Source organism: Geobacter sp., assembly GCF_027327745.1.
Lineage (GTDB): Bacteria > Desulfobacterota > Desulfuromonadia > Geobacterales > Geobacteraceae > Geobacter.
The window spans coordinates 1-22,375 of sequence record NZ_DAHVYG010000073.1 but is presented as its reverse complement, the minus strand read 5'-3'; the positions used below and the strand labels follow the sequence as shown (position 1 = coordinate 22,375).

Genomic DNA, 22,375 nt, shown 5'->3' with positions numbered 1-22,375 from the left:
CCGGAATGCGGCGCGTCTGCTGGGAGTCGCTTGCGAGGAGATCATCGGCTGCGGGGCCGGGGAGGTCCTCCCGCCGGAAATACGTGCTTTCGTCGATGAGGGCGCGGAGAAGAAGACCTCCCTCTGCCGGGTGCCGGTCGGGGGGGCGCGGGTGCATACCCGGGGGGTCTATCTGAAGACGGGGGATCAGGAGGGGATCATCGTCGTCTTCGACGGGGAGGGGTGCGAATGAAAGAGAAGATCCTTTTCGTGGACGACGAGGAGCATATCCTCAACGCCGTGGAGCGGCTCTTCGCCGAAAAGGGGATGCCGATCCTGCGGGCCGCTTCTGCCGCCGAGGCGCTGGGGATCTTCCAGCGGGAGGAGGTCGCGGTCGTGGTCTCCGACAACCAGATGCCCGGGAAAAGGGGGATCGAGCTCCTGTCGGAGCTGAAGACGGTTGCTCCCCGGACGGTGAAGGTCCTGATGACGGCATACGCCGACCTCTCCACCACCCTGGAGGCGATCAACCGTGGGGAGGTCTACCGGTTCGTGGTGAAGCCGTGGGAGAACGACGAACTGGTGGCGGTCGTCGGCCAGGCCCTTGCCCGCTACCGGACCCTGGCGGCCCTCGCCCGGGAGGACGATGCAATTCTCGAATCCCTCGCCCAGACCATCGAGCTCAAGGACCCTTACACCAGGGGACACTGCGCGCGGGTCGCCTCCTATGCCCTGATGATCGCCGGCGAGCTCGGGCTTTCCCCCTCCCAGTGCAAGGATATCCGTTACGGTAGCTGGCTCCATGACTGCGGCAAGATTGGCGTCCCCGAGGCGATCCTCTCCTTTGGCGGCCCCCTCTCCCACAACGACTTCGATACGATCAAGAAGCACCCGTCGTGGGGAGCGGATGTCGTCCGCCAGGCCCGCCTTTCCCAGACGGTGGTCGATATCGTCCTTCACCACCACGAGCGCTTCGACGGCCAGGGGTACCCGGACGGCCTCGCCGGCGAGGCGATCCCCCTGGCAGCCCGCATTGCCTCGGTGGCCGACGTCTACGACGCCCTGACCTCCGAGCGCCCGTACCGTCGGGCCTTCTCGTGGCAGAGGGGGGTCGAGATCCTTGAATCGATGAAAGGGGGGCCCCTCGACCCGGCGCTGGTGGATGCATTCATCGCCTCGCTCAAGAAAAGGGGACTTCTGCCGAAAGATACATCAGGAGGGAAAGAATCCCATGGATGAACTGTGCGAGAGTGCACCGGTCCGGGTGCTCTTCGTCGATGACGAGGAAAACATACTGAAGGCCCTCCAGCGGCTGCTGATGGATGAGGATTTCGAGATCCTCACCGCCTCTTCCGCCGAAGAGGGGCTGAAGCTTCTGCTGGCGAACGATAGCGTGGGGCTCATCGTCTCCGACCAGCGGATGCCGGGGGTCACCGGGGTCCAGTTCCTGGAGCAGGCGAAGGAGATGGTTCCCGATGCCCTGCGGATCATGCTGACCGGCTACGCCGACATATCCGCCACCGTGGACGCCATCAACCGTGGCGGGGCGTACCGTTACATCACCAAGCCGTGGAACGAGGACGAGCTCGTCCAGACGATCCGCGACGCGGTGCGCCAGTACCGGCTCGTCCAGGAGAACCGGCGCCTTGCCGCCATAGTCAGCCGCCAGAACGAGGAGCTGCGGGAGTGGAATACGAACCTGAAGCAGCGGGTCCTGGAGCAGACCGTAGAGCTGCGGAAGAAGCAGGAGGCGCTGCAGGCGTACAACGAGAGGCTGCGGACGAACTTCAAGGAGACGGTCACGGCCTTTTCGCGGCTGATCGAGCTCGGCGGCAAGAAGCAGCATGCGGATACCGTCGCCAAGCTGGCCATGAACATGGCCCAGGCGCTGGGCCTTTCCGCCGAAGAGGTGGAGACGGTGCACAATGCGGCCCTTCTCCACGACATCGGGGAACTGGGGACATCGAGCGAGCTGCTGAGAAAAGATCCCCTCGAGATGAATGCCGGTGAACTGAAGGAGTACATGCTCCATGCCGTGAGAGGGCAGACGGCCATAGCCACCATCGAGGAGCTGCGCGAAGCGGGCGAGCTGATCCGCCACCACCACGAGCACTTCGACGGAAGCGGCTTTCCGGACGGTCTCAAGGGGGAGGCGATCCCCCTCGGGGCCCGCATCATTGCCATGGCCGACTTCCTCGACCGGATCATGCAGAAACTGCACGGTTCCACCGCCATCGAATTCGGGTTGCGCAGCGTCTCCGCCGAGCTCGGCAAGCGGCTGGATCCATCGCTCTACAAACCGTTGTGCAAATTCGCCAAGTACCTCTACTACGTCAGGGAAACCGGGATCAAGAAGCTTGGCGAGACGGAGATCGGGCTGACCGAATTGACGGTCGGTCAGGTGCTCTCCCGCGACCTCTATAGCGGCACGGGTCTGCTCCTCCTCAACCGGGGGGTGCGGCTCGACGCGGTAAAGATCGAGGCGATCCGCCGCTACTACCGCATCGATCCGCCGCCCCACGGGATTTTCGTGGAATACTGAGGGGAGACCGTGAGCGATTGCCGTAACACAGACACCATGAAGGTGCTCTTCGTCGACGACGAGGAGTATATCCTCCACTCCCTGGGCCGGCTCTTCCGGGACGAGGAGTTCGAGGTCCTCACCGCGGGGAGCGGCGAGGAGGGGGTCCGGGTCCTCGAAACTGTAACCGGCGTGGGGGTGATCGTCTCCGACCAGCGGATGCCCGGCATGGCGGGGACCGAGTTCCTCTTCCGGGCGCGGGAAATCGCGCCCGACGCGATCAGGATGCTCCTTACCGGTTACGCCGACATAACGGCGGCCATCGACGCCATAAACCGGGGGAGCGCGAGCCGCTACATCTCCAAGCCGTTCGAGAACGACGAGCTGCTCCAGATCATCCGCGACGGGGTTGCCCGTTACACCCTGGTCGTCGAGAACCGGCGGCTGGCCGACGAGCTCCGGCAGTGGAACGAGAGCCTCCGGGAGCGGGTCATGGCCCAGACGGCCCAGATCAGGAAGAACAATGAGGAGCTGCACCTTCTCAACGACCGTCTCGGCAAGAACTACCGCGGCGTCATCCAATCCTTTGCGAAGCTTCTGGAGCTGCGGGACCGGGAGAGCCGCGACCATGCCGGCAACGTGGCGGCGCTTGCCGCCGGGGCGGCCCTCAATCTGGGGCTCCCCCCCGAGGAGGTGGAGACCGTCAGGGTGGCGGCGCTTCTGCACGACATCGGAAAGATCGGCATGTCCGACGGCCATCTCGGCTTCGATTTCTCCTCCGGGGAAGGGGAGGGGGTCGAGGAGTACCGGCAGCACCCGGTCAGGGGGCAGACGGCCCTGGACAGCGTGGAGGACCTGCGGGGAGCGGGCCTCTTCATCCGTCACCATCACGAACGGTTCGACGGCGGCGGTTTCCCCGACGCCCTGGCCGGCGGTAATATCCCCCTCGGCTCGCGCATCATCGCCCTGGCCGACTTCGCCGACCGTACCATGGCCCGCGGGGAAGAGGGAGGCGCCGAGGTGTGCCTCAAGGCGCTGGAGGGAGAGCTGGGGAAGAGGTTCGATCCGGACCTCTTCAGGCACGTAGTCAAGCCGGTCCGGACCCTCTACGCCGACCTCAGGCCCAGGAGTTCCCTGGTGGAGCGGGAGCTCCCTCCCGAGGAGCTCCTGACCGGGATGGTCCTTGCCCGGGATGTGGTGAGCGGCACCGGCCTTCTCCTCCTGAACCGGGGCGTGACCCTCGACCGGATGAAGATCCAGGCCATCCTGCGCTACTATCAGCTCGATCCCCCCAAGGGGGGCGTGCGGGTTTTCACAAAGGGGTGAGACCGTGATCGAGTACGACGCCGAACAGAAGCGGATGGTCCTGAAGCTGGTCTACTACGGCCCGGCCATGTCGGGAAAGACCACCAATCTGCTCAAGCTCCACGACCTGATCACCCAGGAGGGGCGCGGCGACCTCATGGTCCTCGACACCACCGATGACCGGACCATCTTCTTCGACCTCCTCCCCTTTTTCCTCGTCGCCCCCAGCGGCCTGAAGATCAAGGTGAAGGTCTACACGGTGCCGGGGCAGGTGCGCCATGACGCCACGCGCAAGGCGGTCCTCCAGCGGGCGGACGGGGTGGTCTTCGTGGCCGACTCCCAGCTCGCCGAGGCGGCCAACAATTTCGAGAGCTTCGACAACCTGGAGAAGAACCTCGCCTTCGTCGGGATCGACATCGAGAAGGTTCCCCTGGTGGTGCAGTTCAACAAGAGGGACCTGAAGAACGTGGTGAGCGAAGAGGAGATCGCTCGGGTCTGGGGGCCGACCGGGATCCCGGTGGCGAGCGCATCGGCCCTGGAGGGGTGGGGGGTGGTGGAGACCTTCACGAAGCTCCTGGAGCTCACCTACGCCGCCATCGACCGGAAGTACCGGCTCCTGGAGGAGCACGGGCTGGACGCGGCGAGCTTCGTGCGGAAGATGACGTCGGTTGAGGGATCGTAATCCCGATCCTCAGCATGGCATCCGTAGGGGCGATCCTTGTGATCGCCCGTTTCCTCGCATGCGCCGAAAAGGGCAAACACAAGGTTTGCCCCTACATGGCAATTGAAAGAGACCTATCGTGGAAGATCGACAGATATCGAACGCATCAGCCAATCGCCTCCAATTCGTGGTTGGCGAGGAACGGGGCCTCAGGGACGTCATCTCCGAGGGCGAGGTGCTTCCGCTTCTCAGGGGGGCGGTGCGGGCCGGCGCCTTTGCCGCCGCCCTGGCCGACACCGAGGGGGCGATCCTCTGGTCCCATGCCGCACCGGACGCCGGTGAGCAGGGGGGCTCCGCGGGCCTCAGGGGGCCCGCGATCCTCCTGGAGGGGGAGCCGGTGGGATCGGTCCTCGTCAAGGGGGAGCAGGGGCGGGAGGAGTTCCTGAAGGGGATCGCGGTCATGCTGACCGCCGCGGTGAATCTTCTGGTCGGCTCGAACCTCAAGAGGATGCTCACCACCGAGATCCACACGACCGTGGTCAACCAGTCCTACGAGGAGCTTCTGGAGACCAACCGGAAGCTGGCCGCCTCGGAGGCGCGGTACCGGGAGCTGGCGGAGAGCCTGGAGATCAAGGTGGAGGAGCGGACGGCGGAGCTGAAGAAGGCCCTGGCGCGGCTTCTGCAGCAGGAGAAGCTGGCCTCGGTGGGGCAACTGGCGGCCGGCATCGCCCACGAGATCAACAACCCCATGGGGTTCGTGACGAGCAACATCCATACGATGCAAAAGTACCTGGCCCGCTTCATCGAGATGCTCCAGTTCTCCCGCGACCTCTTCGCCGGGGGGCAGGGGGGGGTGGAGAAAGAGCGCTTTTCCGAGAAATGGCGCCAACTGAAGCTCGACATGGTTCTCGCCGACGTGGACGAATTGGTCTCCCAGAGCCTCGGGGGGGCGGAGCGGGTGAAGAAGATCGTGGCCGATCTGAAGGGGTTCTCGCACATCGACGACCTGGGGGAGACGGTGACGGACCTGAACGCCGAGATCGACCGGACCCTCGCCGTGCTGGTCCACGAGATCCCGCCGGGGACTGAGATCGTCAGGGAGTATGGCCCCTTGCCCGGCTTTTCCTGCCGTGCGGGGGAGCTCTGCCAGGTGTTCCTGAACATTATCGTGAATGCCTGCCAGGCAAGGGGTGCAGGGCTCAGGATCGTCATCCGGACCGAGCTTTCGGGGGATGCCATCGTCATTACCTTTGCCGACAACGGCCCCGGCATTCCGCAGGAGTTTCTGCTCCGCGTCTTCGAGCCATTCTTCACCACCAGACCGGTGGGGCAGGGGATGGGGATGGGGCTTGCGGTGGTCTACGATGTCGTGACCGCCCACGGCGGCACGGTGGAGGCGGGAAACTCCCCCGAAGGGGGGGCGTCGTTCGTGGTGAGGCTTCCGGTCTCAGGGAGATAGCATGTCGAAGTTCTCGGAACTCTTCAAGACCGTTGCCGCGGGCGAGGAGCCGTCGCAGCCGCTTCCGTCCGATGACGACGCCACTCTGGTGGAGTACAGCGAGACCGAGAGCCGGTTCACGCTTCTCTTTGTCGACGACGAGGAAGGGGTCCTGAGGGCGCTGCGGCGCATCTTCATCGACGAGAACTACGCGATCCTCACCGCCGAATCGGCCGAAAAGGCCCTGGCCATCTTGGGGAAGCAGGCGGTGCACCTGGTGGTCTCCGACCACCGGATGCCGGGGATGACCGGCGCCCAGCTCCTGAAGGAGATCAAGCAGCGGTGGCCCGACACCATCCGGATCATGCTGACCGGCTACGCCGATGTCCAGTCGATCATGGGGGCGGTGAAGGAAGGGGCGGTCTTCAAGTTCATCACCAAGCCGTGGAACGACGAGGATCTGCGGCTCACCGTGAGCCTCGCGCTGCAGCAGTACGCCCTCATCCAGGAGAACAAGAAGCTCAAGGAGATCGCCAGGGCGCAGCAGTCGAAGATCAGGAACTTCGCCGGGCTCTTCGACGAGGACAAGTCGATGCTCGGGAGCATCCTGACCGAGGCGGGGGTGATCCGCAAGGACGACTTCGCCGCCGTCCTCCAGGGGAAGAAGGGGGGGGAGCTCCTCGTCGACGCCCTGGTGCGGGGGAACGTCTGCACCGAGGCGAAGATCCTGAAGGCCCTGCAGAACCATCTCGGCATCGAGTTCGTCGACCTGCGGGAGGCGAGCCTCACCCCCGGGGTGGTGAAGTGTCTCCCCCGCGACATGTGCGAGAAGCACCGCCTCATTCCGGTCAGGCTGGACGGCAACCGCCTCACCATCGCCATGGCCGACCCCTCCGACATCTTCAAGATCGACAACATCTCCCGGGTCCTGGGACTCAAGGTGGTCCCGCTCCTCTCCACGAGTTCCGAGATCCAGGCGCAACTCGCCCGGATTTACGGCGAGGCGTCATCGGCCATCGCCGTTTCCGCCGGGGAGGAGCTCGACGAGTACGGCGAGCTGGAGCCCTTGGACGAGATCGACATCGTCATCGAGGACGATGAGAACGAGGTGAGCGTCGACGAGCTGATCGGCTCGTCGAAGGTCCCCCCGATCATCAGGATCGTCAACGCCGTCATCTCCGAGGCGGTCCGCTACCGGGCGAGCGACATCCACATCGAGCCGAAGACCAAGTGTACCGTGGTCCGCTACCGGATCGACGGGCTGCTCCACGCAAAGATCAAGGTCCCCTCCGATATCCACGCGGCGGTTATCTCGCGGGTGAAGATCCTCGCCAAGATGGACATCTCCGAACGGCGCAAGCCCCAGGACGGCCGCATCACGGTCAAGACGGGAACGAGGATCGTCGACATGCGGGTCTCGACCCTCCCCACCCTGAACGGCGAGAAGGTGGTCATGCGGATCCTCGACAAGAGCGCCTCCATCAAGGGGCTGGACGAGCTCGGGGTGCTCCCCGCCGACATGCGAAAGCTCACCGTCCTCAGCAAGAAGCCCCAGGGGGTCATCATCGCCACCGGCCCCACCGGGAGCGGCAAGACCACCATGCTCTACTCGCTGCTGTCCGCCATGATGGACAGCAACAAGAACTTCGAGACCATCGAGGAGCCGGTGGAGTATTTTCTGGAGGAGGCGAGCCAGGTGGCGGTGCGGGAGAAGATCGGCCTCTCCTTTGCTCAGGTGCTCCGTTCCACGCTCCGCCAGGACCCGGACGTGATCATGGTGGGGGAGATCCGCGACTTCGAGACCGCCGACGTGGCGTTCAAGGCGTCGCTCACCGGCCACATGGTCCTCTCCACCCTCCACACCAACAGCGCCGTCGCCTCCATCACCCGCCTCATGGATATGGGGATCAAGCCGTACATCCTCGCCTCGGCCCTGGAGGGGATTCTTGCCCAGAGACTGGTCCGCCGGGTGTGCGACTCGTGCAAGGTTCCCGTCCCCCCCGACCGGGACCTCATGGAACTGCTGAGAATCCCCCGCGATTACCTCAAGGGGAGCGTATACCAGGGGAAAGGGTGCGACAAGTGCAACAAGACCGGGTATCGGGAAAGGATCGGGGTCTTCGAGCTCTTCGTCATGAACGACGACTTCCGCCACTTCATCAGCAGTCAATACCGGGAGTCGGAGCTCTTCGAGATGGCGCGCGCCAACGGCATGAGGACCCTGATCGAGGACGGGATCGAGAAGGTGCGGCTCGGACACACGACCCTGGAGGAGCTGCTGCGGGTGATCGGCCCCCAGATTGTCTACGAGCGGGGATGCCCGAGCTGCGGCAAGATGGTTGACGCCAAGTTTCTCTTCTGCCCCTGGTGCGGCACCTTCAAGAGCAACTGCTGCAAGGGGTGCAAGATGCCGCTGGAGGAGGAGTGGGCGGTCTGCCCCTTCTGCGGGGTGGAGAGGGTGCAGGAATACATGACGCTGACGGAGGAAGTATGAAAAAGACTCTGCTGCTGGTGGATGACGAGCCCAATGTTATTCAGGCTCTCCGGCGGGCGCTTGCGGAGGAGCCGTACGAGATATTGACCGCGGGGAGCGGTCCGGAGGGGCTGGCGGTGTGCGCCGAGCACCGGATCGGGGTGGTGGTGTCCGATGAGAGGATGCCGGGGATGGACGGGGCCGGATTTCTTGCCGCCGTAAGGGAGCGATACCCCGAGACCATCAGGATCATGCTTACCGGCCACGCATCTGTCGATGCCACCATGAAGGCGGTGAACCAGGGGGAGATCTACCGCTTTTTCACCAAGCCGTGGAACGACCTGGAATTGAGACTGGCGCTGCGCTCCGCGTTCGACAAGTTCGCGCTCGAAGAGGAGAACCGGCGCCTGTTGAGCACGGTGAAGCGCCAGTACCAGGAGCTGAGCGCCCTGGAGCTGAAGTACCCGGGGATCACCGATGTGGAGAAAGACGAAACGGGAACGCTGATCCTCCCGAATGTGTCCGATGAGGACCTCAACAAGATCATCGAGAAATGCAACGAGAGTCTTGGCAGGAAGTGAGACGTGAGACGTGAGAAGTGAGACGTGTGAAGCTGGTTTTTTCCCTCTCACTTCTCACGTCTTACGTCTCACCTTGTTGTTATATCCCTAGCACCTCCGCCAGCCGCAGCACCTCGTCCTGGGGGCGTTTTTCCCCCTTGATCACGTCCTCCAGCGGGGCGGCTGTCATCGAGTTGCAGGCGAGCCCGACCATGACCCCGTCGGTCCCCGAAACGAGGAGCTCCACCGCCTTCTTGCCGAAGCGGCTCGCCAGGAGCCGGTCGAAAACGGTGGGTGCCCCGCCCCGCTGGTAGTGGCCCAGCACCGTCACCCGCGTCTCGAAGCCGATGGCGTCCTTGATGCTGTCGGCCACATCCTGGGCATGTCCCGCCCCTTCGGCAACGATGATGATGGCGTTGTCCCGCCCCTCTTCATAACGGGCGCGGAGCTGGCGGCAGATCTCGGCCAGATCGTATTCGCGTTCGGGGACCAGGGCGTATTCGGCCCCGGTGGCGATGGCGGCGATGGAGGCGAGGTAGCCGGAGTTGCGCCCCATCACCTCGATGACGAAGGCCCGGGCATGGGAGCTGGCGGTGTCCTTGATGCAGTCGACGGAGTAGATGATGTTGTTGAGGGCGGTGTCGACGCCGATGGCCATGTCGGTGCAGGGGATGTCGTTGTCGATGCTGGCGGGGATGCCGACCACGGGGAAGCCGAGCCGGTGCAGCGCCAGCGCCCCCGTGAGGGAGCCGTCGCCCCCCAGCACCACGAGCCCCTCGATGCCGAGCTCTTTCAGGATGGCGAGGGCCTGCTGCTGCCCCTCGGGAGTGCGGAATTCGGGGGAGCGCGCCGACTGGAGGAAGGTCCCCCCCCGGTGAAGGATACCGGATACCGCCTTGTTGTCCAGGGTGAGGCAGTCCCCCTTCATGAGCCCCAGGTATCCCTTGCGGAAACCGACCATTTCGATGTTCATCCGGATTGCCGTCCGGGCCGCCGCACGAATAGCGGCGTTCATGCCGGAACAGTCGCCGCCGCTTGTCAGAATCCCGATCTTCTTCATGGTTCCTCCTTCAACTTATAGGTCATACAGAACTCGTCATTCCGTTTCTTTCTTGCCTCGAAGCCACTCCATCCGCTCCCTGATCGTCTTCTCGTACCCCCGCTCGGTCGGCTCGTAGAACCGCTCACCCTTCAGCTTCTCCGGCAGGTAGTCCTGGGGCGCGTATCCTTCCTCGTAGTCGTGGGCATAGCGGTATCCCTTGCCGTAGCCGAGTTCCTTCATGAGCCTCGTCGGGGCGTTGCGGACGTGCATCGGCACGGGGAGGGCGCCGCTCTTTCTCACCTCCCCCTGGGCGGCGTTGATGCCGGCGTAGGAGGCGTTGGACTTGGGGGCCGTGGCGAGATAGGTCACCGCCTGGGCCATGATGATCCGCCCCTCCGGGAGCCCCACGAGCTGGAACCCCTGCAGCGCCGCCACCGCCACCTGGAGCGCCCGGGGGTCGGCGTTACCGATATCCTCGCTGGCCAGGATCACCATCCGCCGGAGGATGAAGAGCGGGTCCTCCCCCGCCTCGATCATCCGGGCGAGCCAGTAGAGGGCGCCGTCGGGGTCGCTCCCCCGCATCGACTTGATGAAGGCGGAGATGACGTTGTAGTGCTCCTCTCCTCCCTTGTCGTAGAGAAGGGGCTTTTTCTGCAGCGCTTCCCGGACGGCGTCGAGGTCGATGGCGCCGTTCTTTGCCAGCCGCGCCGCCGTCTCCAGGGTATTGAGGGCCACCCGCCCGTCCCCCCCGGCCTGCTCGGCCATGAAGGCGATCGCCTCGTCGGTGGCCGCAAGGCCGGCGCTCCCCAGTCCCTGCTCCCGGTCCTCCAGGGCATGGCGCAGGATCGCCTCGATCTCTTCGGGGGAGAGGGGGGTGAGGACGAGGACCTTGCAGCGGGAGAGGAGCGGCGCCACCACCTCGAAGGAGGGGTTCTCCGTGGTGGCGCCGATGATGGTGAAGGTCCCCTTCTCCACGTAAGGGAGGAAGGCGTCCTGCTGGCTCTTGTTGAAGCGGTGGATCTCGTCGACGAAGAGGATGGTGTTGAGTCCCCGGTATTTCCTCTCCTCCTCGGCCTCCTTGACGATCTCGCGGATCTCCTTCACCCCCGAGAGGATGGCGGAGAAGAAGATGAAGTGGGACTTGGTGGCGTTGGCGATGATCCGGGCGAGGGTCGTCTTGCCGGAGCCGGGGGGGCCCCAGAAGATGAGCGAGGTGAGGGTGTCCGACTCGATGAGACGGCGCAGGAGCTTCCCTTCCCCCAGCAGGTGCGTCTGCCCCATGAACTCGTCGAGGGTTTTCGGGCGCATCCGCTCGGCGAGGGGCGCGTCCTTGGCCGAAGCTGCGGTGGTGCTGGTGTCGAAGAGGTCCATCATCGGGGCGGCCGCTCAGCTCTCCGGCACGCCGTCGCGCTGGCGGAACTCGAGGACGGGGCGGATCTCCATCGGCTCCACCCCCCAAATCTCGCGCGCGTAGTCGGCGATGGTCCGGTCGCTGGAGAATTTCCCCATTCCCGCGCAGTTGAGGATCGCCTTGCGGGCCCACTCGTCCTGGTTCAGGTAGAGGCGGCTCACCTCCTCCTGGGCGGCGATGTAGGAGGCGTAGTCGGCAAGGAGCATGTAGTAGTCCCCCTGGTTGAGGAGGGTGTCGACGATGGGGCGGAAGAGGTCGCGGTTGCCGGGGGAGAAGTGCCCCTCGGCGATCATGTCGAGGACCTTCCTGAGCTCCGCGTTGCGGCCGTACCAGTCGCGGGGATTGTACCCCTTTCGGCGCAGCCCCTCCACCTCGGCGGCATTCATCCCGAAGATGAAGATGTTGTCGCGTCCCACCTCTTCCATGATCTCGATGTTGGCGCCGTCCAGGGTGCCGATGGTCAGCGCCCCGTTGAGGGCGAACTTCATGTTTCCCGTTCCCGATGCCTCGGTGCCGGCGGTGGAGATCTGCTCCGAGAGGTCGGCGGCGGGGAAGATCTTTTCCGCCAGGGAGACGCTGTAGTTGGCGAGGAAGACGACTTTCAGGCGGTCGCCGACGTCGGGGTCGTTGTTGACCGCGTCTCCCACGGCGTTGATGAGCCGGATGATCAGCTTGGCGATGAAGTAGGCGGGGGCCGCCTTGCCGCTGAAGATGACGGTGCGGGGGACGAAGTCGCCGGCGGGGTTCGCCTTGATCCGGTTGTAGAGGGTGACGACGTGGAGGACGTTGAGGAGCTGCCGCTTGTACTCGTGGAGCCGCTTCACCTGGCAGTCGAAAAGGGAGTCGACGCTCACCGTCACGCAGTTGTGGTCGAGGATGTAGCGGGCGAGCCGCTCCTTGTTCTCCCGCTTCACCCGGCGCCATTGAGCCACGAAGGCGGGGTCGGCGGCATGGTCGCGGAGCCTGGCGAGCTCGTAGAGGTCTTTTGTCCACCCCTCGCCGATGGTGTCGCCGATGAGCGCCGCCTGGCCGGGGTTCGCGCACTTGAGCCAGCGGCGCTGGGTGATGCCGTTGGTCTTGTTGTTGAAGCGTTCGGGGAACATCTCGTGGAAGTCGCGGAAGACGCTCTCCTTGAGGATCTCGGTGTGGAGCGCCGCCACGCCGTTCACCGAATGGCTCCCGATGATGGCGAGGTTGGCCATCCGCACCTTGCGCTCCCAGTGCTCTTCGATGAGGGACATCCGCTGGAGCCTGCCGGTGTCGCCGGGGAACCGCCTGCGGACCTCCGCCAGGAACCGGTCGTTGATCTCGTAGATGATCTGGATGTGTCGCGGCAGGATATGCTCGAAGAACCAGACCGGCCATTTCTCCAGCGCCTCGGGGAGGATGGTGTGGTTGGTGTAGGCGAACGTGTTGGTGGTGATCTCCCAGGCGGCGTCCCAGTCGAGGTGGTAGTGGTCGAGCAGCAGCCGCATCATCTCCGGGATGCAGAGGGCGGGGTGGGTGTCGTTCAGCTGGATCGCCACCTTGGTCGGGAGGAGGCGCAGGTCGTCGTGGTTCTTGCGGAAGCGGTAGATGACGTCGTAGACCGTGGCGCAGGCGAGAAAGTACTCCTGCTTGAAGCGCAGTTCCCTCCCCTCCGGCACGTTGTCGGCGGGGTAGAGGACCTTGGAGATGTTCTCGGTGACCATCTTCTTCTCGACGGCCCGGATGTAGTTCCCCTCGTTGAAGAAGGCGAGGTCGAACTCCCGGGTCGACTTGGCGGTCCAGAGCCGCATGGTGTTGACGGTGTTGGTCGCGAAGCCGGGGATGGGGGTGTCGTAGGCCATGGCCATGACGTCTTCGGTGTCGACCCAGTCGAAGACCGGTTTCCCCTCGGCATCCCGGCGCTCCACGACCCGGCCGTAGAACTTCACCGGGTGGAGATGCTCCTGACGGTCGAGCTCCCAGGGGTTGCGGTAACGGAGCCAGTTGTCGGGAATCTCCACCTGGGCGCCGTCGGCGATGCTCTGGCGAAAGATGCCGTACTCGTAGCGGATGCCGTACCCGTACCCGGGAATCCCCATGGTGGCCATGGAGTCGAGGAAGCAGGCGGCCAGCCGCCCGAGACCGCCGTTGCCGAGCCCCGCGTCCTGTTCCTGCTCGATCAGCTGGTCCAGGTCGTACCCCAGGGAGGTCATCGCCTCGCGGAATTGTTCGAGGAGCCCTAGGTTCACGAGGCTGTTCTCCAGGGTCCGTCCCATCAGGAACTCCATGGAGACGTAGTAGATCCGCTTCGGGTCCTCGTTGTAGTAGGTCTGCTGGGTGTCGAGCCACCGCTCAACCAGCCGGTCGCGCACGGCATAGGAGAGGGCGTTGAAGATGTCGTGGCGGGTGGCGGAGTACTTGTCCTTGCCGAGGGTGTACTCCAGGTGTTCGAGGAACGACTTTATGATGAGCATCAGGGCGTCGAGTTCGGCGGAAACGGGAGCGTTGGGGATCGTCTCATCATTCATGGGGTCACCTTCGTGGGAAAGAGGGGTGCCGGAGGGGCCCGAAACGCCGTGCTGGCAATGGGACCGGAGCCCGCCGGGCGGGGGAATTTCCATTGGACATATCCCCCTGAACTGTGTTAGTAAATTTCATTCTTATACCACATTCAAAAGGCCGGGACGATGAAAAAAATCGCCATCTTCGCCAAGGTCCACGACCCCCGCTGCCGGGGGGTTGCCGACGAGCTGATCACCTGGCTGGAAGGGCGCGGACTGGTGCCGCTCGTGGAGGCGCACCTCGCCCGCCATATGGGGGGGAGGCAGGGGATTGCCGCCGAAGAGATCCCGGCCCTGGCCGACATGGCGGTGGTGCTCGGCGGCGACGGCACCCTCATCTCGGCGGCGCGGCTCATCGGAGCCCGGGAGATTCCGATCCTGGGGGTCAATCTCGGAAGCCTCGGCTTTCTGACGGAAGTCACCCTCGACGAACTCTATCCCGCCCTCGAATCGTGCCTGCGCGGCGACTTCCGGGTCTCGGAGCGGATGATGCTTCGCGCCGCCGTCGAACGGGAGGGGAGGGAAAACTCCTGCCACCGGGTGTTGAACGACGTCGTGATCAACAAGGGGGCGCTGGCCCGGATCGTCGACATTGAGACCCTGGTCAACGACCGCTACCTCACCACCTACAAGGCCGACGGCCTCATCATATCGAGCCCCACCGGCTCCACCGGCTACTGCCTCTCCGCCAACGGCCCCATCGTCCACCCGGCCCTCGAATGCCTGACCATCACCCCCATCTGTCCCCATACCCTCACCAACCGTCCCATTGTCCTGGAGGCCGATGCGGAGGTGACCGTGCGGCTCATCTCCAAGCACGAGGACGTCTTCCTGACCCTCGACGGCCAGGTGGGGGTGGAGCTGAAATGCGGCGACATCGTCCGGGTGCGGCGGGCCGAGCACCGGACGCGGCTCGTGATGTCGGGGAGCAAGGACTACTTCGAGGTGCTGCGCACGAAGCTGAAGTGGGGGGAAAGATAGGTGCTCGGGACTCGGGATTGGTGAAAGCCTTTACCAGTCCCGAGTCCCCAGTCCCGGCTTTATCATGCTCATAGACCTTTCCATCAGAAATCTCGCCATCATCGATTCCCTCCACGTTCCGTTCCGCGACGGGTTCACCATTCTGACCGGGGAGACGGGGGCGGGAAAGTCGATCATCATCGACGCGGTGAACCTCATCATGGGGGGGCGCGCGTCGGCCGACCTGGTCCGCACCGGTGAGGAGGAGGCGACCGTGGAGGCGATCTTTCAGCTCCTTCCCGATTCGCCGCTCTCCGTGCGGCTGGAGGAGATGGGGATCGAGTGCGGGGGGGAGCTCCTCGTGAAGCGGGTCGTATCCCGCTCCGGAAGAAACCGGGTCTTCGTGGGAGGCGGGCTTTCGACCCTCGGCATCCTTTCGGAAATCGCCCGGGACCTGATCAACATCTACGGTCAGCACGAGTCCCAGACACTCCTCAGACCCGAGAACCACCTGACGCTCCTGGACGGTTTCGCGGGGCTCCAGCCGCTGCGCGGCGCCTACGCCGCCCTCTTCGAGGAGTACCGGGCGACCGAGGCCCGGATCAGGGAGCTGGAGGAGGGGGAGCGGGAGGTGGCCCGGAAGCTCGACTTGCTGTCGTTCCAGGCGGAGGAGATCCGGTCGGCGGCCCTTTCCCCCGGCGAGGACGAAGAGCTTGAGCGGGAGCGAAGCCTCCTCGTCCATGGCGAGAAGCTCCTGCGCACCAGCCAGGAGTCCTTCTATGCGCTCTATGGCGGTGACGGGGCGATCCTGGATCGGCTGGCCGAAGTAAGGACAAGGATTGCCGGCATAATTTCCGTGGATGCAACGCTGGTGCCGCTGTACGAAACCCTGGAGTCTTCGGCGGCACAGCTTGAGGATGCGGCCCTGACGCTGCGCGATTACGCCGCCCGGGTGGAGGCCGATCCGGCACGTTTGGAGCGGGTGGAGGAACGGCTCGACCTGATCCGCCGCCTGAAGAAAAAGTACGCCCCCACGGTGAAGGGGATCATCGCCTGCGGCGAGGAGGTGGCCCGGGAACTCGACCTCCTCGCCAACCGCGAACGGACCAGGGGGGAGCTCGATGCCGCCCTCGGGCGGCTGAAGACCGAGCTCGTGGAGAAGGGGAAGGAGATCTCGGCGAGGCGCCGCGCGGCGGCCCGGGAGCTCAAGAGGGCCATGGAGCGGGAGATTCACCAGCTCGCCATGAAGCACGCCGTGTTCGAGGCCTCCTTCGATGAATATCCGGAGCCCCGGGCCACGGGGATGGAACGGGTGGAGTTTCTCTTCTCCCCCAACCCCGGAGAGACCCCCAAGCCCCTTTCGCGCATCGCCTCCGGGGGGGAGCTGTCGCGCCTCATGCTGGCGCTCAAGCAGGTCCTCCCCGAGAGCGACGTGCCGACCCTCATCTTCGACGAGGTCGACACCGGCATCGGCGGCGCCACCTCGGCGCTCGTCGGCGAAAAGCTCAAGCGGGTGAGCCGCGGGCAGCAGGTGCTCTGCATCACCCATCTCCCCCAAGTGGCGGCCTTCGCCGATCACCACTACAAGGTCGAGAAACGGGTGGTGGAGGGGCGTACCGCCACCGCCGTCACGGTGTTGGCAGGTGAGGAGCGGGTGGCCGAAATGGCCCGGATGCTGGGGGGGGTCATCATCACCGACCGGACCCGGGAGCATGCCCGCGAAATGATCGAAGAGGGCCGAAAGGCCTGAATTTTCACGAGGAGTACGCGCGATGCAGACCATTCCCATAGCCCTTGTCGAGCCCGAGATGGTCCTTGCCCGCGCGGTGAAGCGTGCCGACAATCCCCAGGGACCCCCCATCTGCGGCAAGGGGACGGTCCTGACCTTCCCTCTCATCGAGCGGCTCCGGAACCTGGGGATCAAGACACTCACGGTGGAGGGACAGCCGGTGGCTGCTCCGGAAGGGGAGAAGGGGGTCGACGAACTGCTGGCCGGCCTGGACCGCCGGTTCAGCAGAGTGGAGTCGATTCCCCTGATGCAGCGCCTCAAGGAGATATACCGCGCCATCATCATCCGTTCCCAGGGAGGCGGGAGTGACTGATAAGCGTACCCATATCTTCGAGATCATCCGGGAGACAAGCTCCCTGCCGACCCTCCCCGGCGTGGTGTCGCGGCTGCAGGCCCTGTCGGAGAGCCGCCGCTCGACCATCGAGGAGATGGCGCGCCTCGTCTCTTCCGACCAGATCCTCTCGGCCCGGGTGCTGCGGCTCGTCAATTCGCCCTCCTACGGATTCTACCGGGTCTCCACCATCTCCAATGCCCTGATCCTCCTCGGGGTGAACGTCATCAAGGGCCTGGCCCTCAGTTCCTCCATCTTCGAGATCATGGGGAAGAGCATCGTCGGGCTCTGGGAGCATTCCCTGGGGGCCGGGGTGGCGGCCAACGTCATCGCCCGGCACCTGAAGCTCCCCGAGGTGGAGGAGATCTCCACGGCGGCCCTTCTCCACGACATCGGCAAGGTGATCGTCAAGGAGAAATGTCCCGGCGACTACGATGACGTCGTCCGGATCATGAAGGAACGCAACCTGACGATGCTGGAGGCGGAACGGGAGCACCTAGGCACCGACCACGCCGAGGTGGGGGAGTGGCTGGTGCGGAGCTGGCATCTCCCCGACAAGCTGATCGAGCCGGTGGCATGCCATCACGACGTGGCCCGCGCCACCACCCACCAGATGAAGGCCGCGGCGGTGCATCTGGCCGACGTGCTCGTGAAGGCGAGCGGCTTCGGCTTCAGCGGCGACGAGTACGTCCCCCGCATCCAGCCGGTGGCGTGGGAGCGGCTCGGCCTCACCGAGGAGGGGCTGGCAGCGATCGTGGAAGAGTTCGAGGAGAAGCTCGTGGAGACGAGGAATTTCAGCCTGGAGATACAGTCGGCCGATGGGGAATAGTTTGCGGATCATCATCGTGGCGGAGGAACGGGGGGTGGACGGCAACGTCGGGCTCCGCCTCCAGAGCAAGGGGTACCAGGTGGTTACCGTTACCACCCCGGCAAGCGTCATGGGGCTCATCTACTCCGATCCCCCCGACGTGGTGCTCGTTGATCTCTCGGCGCCGGACGAGACGCTCCTCGGGGTGATCCGCAGTCTCAAGGAGGATTTCTTTTTCAGCACCATTCCGGTCATCGGCATGATCCCCGAGCCGTTTGCCGAGGCGTTCGACTGGGAGGAGTATCCCCTCGACGACTACGTGGGGCTCCCCCTGAACGCCCGGGAGCTCTTCGCCCGGATTGCGCTTTCGCTCCGGCGGCTGCGGCGGGTCTTCGACAACAACCCCCTGACGCGGCTCCCGGGGAACACCTCGATCCAGCGGGCCATCGAGCAGGCGGTGGGGAAGCCGATGGCGGTCTGCTACCTGGACATCAACCACTTCAAACAGTACAATGACGTCTACGGCTTCGTTCACGGCGACGAGGTGCTCCGGATGCTTGCCCGGATCATGTCCAACGCGGTGAAGGAGGCGGGTGAGGGGTTTGCCGGTCACATCGGCGGCGACGACTTCGTCTTCATCGTCCCGGAGGAACAGGCGGAGGGGGTGGCGCAGCGGATCATCGACAACTTCACCGCGGTCGCCTCCGAGCTCTTCGACGAGGGGGAGAAGCTCAGCGGCTTTTTCGTGGCCCACGACCGGAAGGGGAACGAGGAAAAGGTCCCCCTCATGGGTGTCGCCATCGCCATCGTCCCGACCGATTTCCCGAAGATCGAGCATTACGCCAAGGTGGCCGAGGTGGCGGCTGAGCTCAAGAAGCTCGCCAAACAGTCGCCCCAGAGCTGCTACGTCGTCGATCGCCGCCGCCGGTAGGCCCAGCCAAAATTCCCCCCGCTGTCAGGACCCCCCACGGAAGGAGACCGTTCGCAATGCTTCGCAAGGCCCAGATACGCGACGTCAAGGAGATCCAGAAGCTCCTCACCCACTTTGCCAGCCGGGGAGACATGCTCTCCCGCTCCCTCTCCGAGCTCTACGAATCGATCCGCGATTTCTACGTCTGGGAAGAGGAGGGGCGGCTACTCGGTACGGCGGCCCTCCACATCATGTGGGAGGACCTGGCGGAGATCCGCTCCGTGGCGGTGGCCGAGGAGGCGGGGCGCCGGGGGGTCGGGACCACGGTCGTGCGGGCGTGCATCGACGAGGCCCGCTCCCTGGGGCTCAAGCGGGTCTTCTGCCTCACCTACAAACCGGATTTTTTTGCGAAATTCGGGATGCGGATCGTCGACAAGTCGGAGCTCCCCCACAAGGTCTGGGGCGACTGCATGAAGTGCGTGAAGTTTCCCGACTGCGACGAAATCGCCATGATCCTGGAGCTGGATTGATGATTTCCGTAGGGCGAATCTCGTATCCGCCCATAAAAATGGGCGATCACAAGGATCGTCCCTACAGGTGTCCCCATGAAAACTAATGAGATAATCGAAGCCGTCAGAGCCCTCCTGGAGTCCCGCCCGCTGGACGGGTGGGAGATAACCGTGGCGGCGTCGCGCACGCTCAGTATCGAGGTGAAGGAGCAGAAGGTCGACTCGTTCAAGTGCGCTGAGCCGGTGGGGGTGAGCATCCGGGTCCTGAAGGGGGGCGGGATGGGGTTCTCCTTCTCCACCAGCATGGATGACGCCGACCTTTCCCGCATGGTGGAGAACGCCCTGGTGGGAGCCGGGGCCCAGACCCCGGACGAGCACCACGGGTTCCCCGGCCCGGCTAGCTATCCCGACATCCCCGGCCTCTTCGACGGGGAGCTTGCCGGTGTTGCCGAAGGTGAAAAGGTGGGGCGCGCCCTGACGCTGGAACGGCTCGTCCTGGAGGCCGACCCCCGGATGAAGAGGGTCCGCAAGGCCGCCTACAGCGAGTCGACGGTGGAGACGCGGATCGTCAACTCCCTCGGCGTGGACGCTACCTACCGGGGGACCTCGGTCTCGGCGAGTGTTTCGGCCATTGCCGAGGAGGAGGGCCAGTCCCAGATGGGGTGGGATTTCGACTTCCGCAACCGGTTTGCCGACCTGGCTGTGGAGCCGATCGCCGCGAGGGCGGCGGCCAAGGCGACGGGACTCCTCGGGGCGGGGAAGATCCCCACCATGCGCTGTCCGGCGGTCCTCGACAGCTACGTCGCCTCCGAGATCCTGGAGGTGCTCGCCCCGGCGTTTCTGGCCGAGAACGTCCAGAAGGGAAAATCGCTCCTGGCCGGGAAGAAGGGGGAACGGCTCTTCGCGCCGCTGCTCCGCATCCGCGACGACGGCACCCTCCCCGGCGGCGCCGGCACCGCCCCCTTCGACGCCGAAGGGGTCCCCAAGCGCAACACCATCCTGGTGGAGGAAGGGGTGCTCCTGGGCTTCCTCTACGACACCCTCCGTGCCCGGAAAGAGGGGGTCGCCTCCACCGGCAACGCCACCCGCGGCGGGATCAAGTCGCCGCCGCACATGGGGATATCCAACCTCTTCATCGAGAACGGGACGGTGCCGTTCGACGGTCTCTGCGCCGGCATCGGCAGGGGGATGCTCGTCACCGACGTCATGGGGATGCATACCGCCAACCCCATCTCCGGCGACTTCTCCGTGGGGGCCGCCGGCTTCCTCGTGGAGGACGGCCGGATCACCCGTCCCGTCAAGGGGGTCGCCATCGCCGGGAACATCCTCGACCTCTTCCGGGGGGTGGAGGCGGTCGGCAACGATCTACGGTTCTACGGTACCGTGGGGGCGCCGTCGCTCAGGATCGCCGCCCTCGATGTGAGCGGGGAGTAACGAGCCGCAACCTCCCGGATTCCTTTCGATCGAAGCCGCCCGGCCGCCCATGCCGCCGGGCGGCTTTTCTGTTTCCCCCGCGTTGCCCGCAAAAATTTAGCGTGTATAATTGAACTTTGTTCACGAAGATAAAAGGGGGAAATTATGGCGGGGAAAAAAATTAGCAGAAGAGAGTTCATAGTCGGATCGGCCATCGGCACCGCGGGGGCGGTGACGTTCGGCGGCGGCCTTGCCCGCGCGGCCATGATGGGGGGGATGGGAGGCGGCGGCATGGGAGGTTCGGGGAGCGGCACCATCAACCCGCCGCCGGGCGCGCCTTTCCGGGAGCCGCCGGAAATGGTGAACCTGAGCAGCACCCCGGGGATCGTCGAGGTGGCACTGGAGGCGAAGCCGGCCCCGGTTTCCGTCAACGGCACTACGGCGACGCTCCTCACTTACAACGGCAGCTACCCCGCCCCCACCATCCGGGCGCGCCGGGGCGATCTCCTCCGCATCCACTTCCAAAACAACCTGCCCGACCTCGGCACCAACATCCTCGGCCACGACCGGAGCATAACCAATCTCCACACCCACGGTCTCCATGTCTCCCCCGCCGGGATATCCGACAACATGATGCGCATGTTCATGCCGGGAGGGGATGGGCTCTACGAGTACGACCTCATGAAGCAGGAGGCGGGGACCCTCAACTTCTACCACCCCCACCTCCACGGGAACGTGGCCGAGCAGTACTGGGGCGGGATGGCCGGCGCCCTCGTCATCGAGGACGAGACACCCCTTCTCTCCGGCTTCGACGAGAAGCTTCTCATCCTGAAGGACATCACCCTCTCCGGCGCTGCCCCCGCGCCGTACACCTCCATGATGGACTACATGCACGGCAAGGAGGGAAACACCGTCATGGTGAACGGCCAGGTGAACCCGGTCCTCCCGATCCGGCCGGGGCAGGTGCAGCGCTGGCGGATCGTGAACGCGAGCAACGCCCGGTTCTACCATCTCTCCCTCGAAGGGCACACGTTCCAGGTCATCGGGACCGAGGGGGGGCTTCTCGACAGGCCCTATCCCCTCACGAAGTTCCTCCTCTCGCCGGGCGAGCGGGTCGATCTCCTCGTCAAGGCGACGTCCAGGACCGGCGCCTACCGGCTGCTGGCGCTCCCCTACGCCAGGCAGGGGATGATGTCATCCCCGACCATCACCTTGCTCACCATGCAGTGCGGCGGCGCCGCCGCGAATGACGCCATCCCTTCCGTCATCAATCCGGATGCCCGGCGCATCGCCATGAACACCGCTGCGCTTACGAAGCGCTCCCTTACCCTCAGCATGGGGCAGGGGCGCGGGTACATAAACGGCATCTCCTTCGAGGGGATGGATCACGCATTTATGATCGACTCCGAGCTCGGGACGTACGAGGTCTGGGAGATCACCAACGGCAGCGGCATGGACCACCCGTTCCACCAGCACGTCAACCCCTGCCAGGTCCTCTCCGTCACGGGTGGAGACGCCGGGTACGCCTCGTTTCTCACGACCGCCCCGGCATGGAAGGACACGGTCCTCGTACCCAAGTGGGGGAAGGTGACGATGCTGGTGCCGGTCATTGACTATGGGGGGACGGCCATGTTCCACTGCCACATCATCGAGCACGAGGATATCGGAATGATGGGGGTCTGGATGATAGGGGGCGGGATGATGTAGTTCCATCTCCGGGGAAAACAGAAACCGCCG

At 64.7% G+C, this 22,375-nt stretch carries 19 protein-coding genes; 16 read left to right on the top strand and 3 right to left on the bottom strand.

All coding sequences use genetic code 11. The annotated features are described in order from the left end of the window. The 8 genes from M6689_RS13555 to M6689_RS13520 all read left to right on the top strand — a co-directional run. A partial coding sequence (locus M6689_RS13555) for a hypothetical protein (RefSeq protein WP_298272740.1) occupies window positions 1-232 on the top strand: 232 nt, incomplete at its 5' end. Beyond that, window positions 229-1,218: an HD domain-containing phosphohydrolase gene (locus M6689_RS13550; protein ID WP_298272738.1), complete on the top strand. Its 990-nt coding sequence runs from the start codon at window positions 229-231 to the stop codon at window positions 1,216-1,218. The genes M6689_RS13555 and M6689_RS13550, both read left to right, overlap by 4 nt. Further along, window positions 1,211-2,521: an HD domain-containing phosphohydrolase gene (locus M6689_RS13545; RefSeq protein ID WP_298272736.1), complete on the top strand. Its 1,311-nt coding sequence runs from the start codon at window positions 1,211-1,213 to the stop codon at window positions 2,519-2,521. The genes M6689_RS13550 and M6689_RS13545 overlap by 8 nt, the downstream gene beginning before the upstream one ends. 9 nt (window positions 2,522-2,530) lie before the next feature. Further along, window positions 2,531-3,826 (top strand): HD domain-containing phosphohydrolase, encoded by a 1,296-nt coding sequence (locus M6689_RS13540; protein ID WP_298272734.1) that lies wholly within the window; start codon window positions 2,531-2,533, stop codon window positions 3,824-3,826. Between the two features lie 4 nt (window positions 3,827-3,830). Next, window positions 3,831-4,487 (top strand): GTPase domain-containing protein, encoded by a 657-nt coding sequence (locus tag M6689_RS13535; RefSeq protein WP_298272732.1) that lies wholly within the window; start codon window positions 3,831-3,833, stop codon window positions 4,485-4,487. Window positions 4,488-4,605: 118 nt separating this feature from the next. Then, the gene (locus M6689_RS13530; RefSeq protein WP_298272730.1) at window positions 4,606-5,925 is read left to right on the top strand and encodes an ATP-binding protein; all 1,320 of its coding nucleotides are present in this window, start codon (window positions 4,606-4,608) and stop codon (window positions 5,923-5,925) included. 1 nt (window position 5,926) lies between these two features. Beyond that, window positions 5,927-8,398, top strand: coding sequence for an ATPase, T2SS/T4P/T4SS family (locus M6689_RS13525; RefSeq protein WP_298272727.1), 2,472 nt, complete (start codon window positions 5,927-5,929; stop codon window positions 8,396-8,398). Further along, window positions 8,395-8,958 (top strand): response regulator, encoded by a 564-nt coding sequence (locus tag M6689_RS13520; RefSeq protein WP_298272723.1) that lies wholly within the window; start codon window positions 8,395-8,397, stop codon window positions 8,956-8,958. Before M6689_RS13525 ends, M6689_RS13520 begins: the two co-directional genes overlap by 4 nt. Before the next feature lie 79 nt (window positions 8,959-9,037). On the opposite strand, the gene pfkA is transcribed toward M6689_RS13520, so the two are convergent. From pfkA to M6689_RS13505, 3 genes are read right to left on the bottom strand one after another with little or no spacing between them, the layout of a single operon-like run. Then, window positions 9,038-9,997 (bottom strand): 6-phosphofructokinase, encoded by a 960-nt coding sequence (gene pfkA, locus M6689_RS13515; RefSeq protein ID WP_298272720.1) that lies wholly within the window; start codon window positions 9,995-9,997, stop codon window positions 9,038-9,040. 36 nt (window positions 9,998-10,033) lie between these two features. Next, window positions 10,034-11,350, bottom strand: a complete 1,317-nt coding sequence (locus M6689_RS13510) for a replication-associated recombination protein A (RefSeq protein ID WP_298272743.1) — start codon at window positions 11,348-11,350, stop codon at window positions 10,034-10,036. Between the two features lie 15 nt (window positions 11,351-11,365). Next, a complete protein-coding gene (locus M6689_RS13505) occupies window positions 11,366-13,885 on the bottom strand; it encodes a glycogen/starch/alpha-glucan phosphorylase (protein ID WP_298272718.1) in 2,520 nt (839 codons plus the stop codon). Window positions 13,886-14,044: 159 nt separating this feature from the next. On the opposite strand from M6689_RS13505, the gene M6689_RS13500 reads away from it, so the two are divergent. The 8 genes from M6689_RS13500 to M6689_RS13465 all read left to right on the top strand — a co-directional run bounded on the left by M6689_RS13500 (window position 14,045) and on the right by M6689_RS13465 (window position 22,345). Next, window positions 14,045-14,899, top strand: a complete 855-nt coding sequence (locus M6689_RS13500; RefSeq protein WP_298272716.1) for an NAD(+)/NADH kinase — start codon at window positions 14,045-14,047, stop codon at window positions 14,897-14,899. Window positions 14,900-14,963: 64 nt separating this feature from the next. After that, the gene (gene recN / locus M6689_RS13495) at window positions 14,964-16,628 is read left to right on the top strand and encodes a DNA repair protein RecN (RefSeq protein WP_298272713.1); all 1,665 of its coding nucleotides are present in this window, start codon (window positions 14,964-14,966) and stop codon (window positions 16,626-16,628) included. A 22-nt stretch (window positions 16,629-16,650) separates the two neighbouring features. Then, the gene (locus M6689_RS13490; protein WP_298272710.1) at window positions 16,651-16,980 is read left to right on the top strand and encodes a hypothetical protein; all 330 of its coding nucleotides are present in this window, start codon (window positions 16,651-16,653) and stop codon (window positions 16,978-16,980) included. Continuing rightward, window positions 16,973-17,827 (top strand): HDOD domain-containing protein, encoded by an 855-nt coding sequence (locus M6689_RS13485; RefSeq protein WP_298272707.1) that lies wholly within the window; start codon window positions 16,973-16,975, stop codon window positions 17,825-17,827. The genes M6689_RS13490 and M6689_RS13485 overlap by 8 nt, the downstream gene beginning before the upstream one ends. Then, window positions 17,817-18,737 carry a diguanylate cyclase gene (locus M6689_RS13480; protein ID WP_298272703.1) on the top strand — a complete coding sequence of 307 codons (921 nt, stop codon included), beginning with the start codon at window positions 17,817-17,819 and terminating at the stop codon, window positions 18,735-18,737. The genes M6689_RS13485 and M6689_RS13480 overlap by 11 nt, the downstream gene beginning before the upstream one ends. A gap of 56 nt (window positions 18,738-18,793) precedes the next feature. Then, a complete protein-coding gene (locus M6689_RS13475; RefSeq protein ID WP_298272700.1) occupies window positions 18,794-19,246 on the top strand; it encodes an N-acetyltransferase in 453 nt (150 codons plus the stop codon). A gap of 75 nt (window positions 19,247-19,321) precedes the next feature. Beyond that, window positions 19,322-20,659 carry a TldD/PmbA family protein gene (locus tag M6689_RS13470; protein WP_298272698.1) on the top strand — a complete coding sequence of 446 codons (1,338 nt, stop codon included), beginning with the start codon at window positions 19,322-19,324 and terminating at the stop codon, window positions 20,657-20,659. A 144-nt stretch (window positions 20,660-20,803) separates the two neighbouring features. Then, window positions 20,804-22,345 (top strand): multicopper oxidase family protein, encoded by a 1,542-nt coding sequence (locus M6689_RS13465; protein ID WP_298272696.1) that lies wholly within the window; start codon window positions 20,804-20,806, stop codon window positions 22,343-22,345. Window positions 22,346-22,375 lie beyond the last annotated feature (30 nt).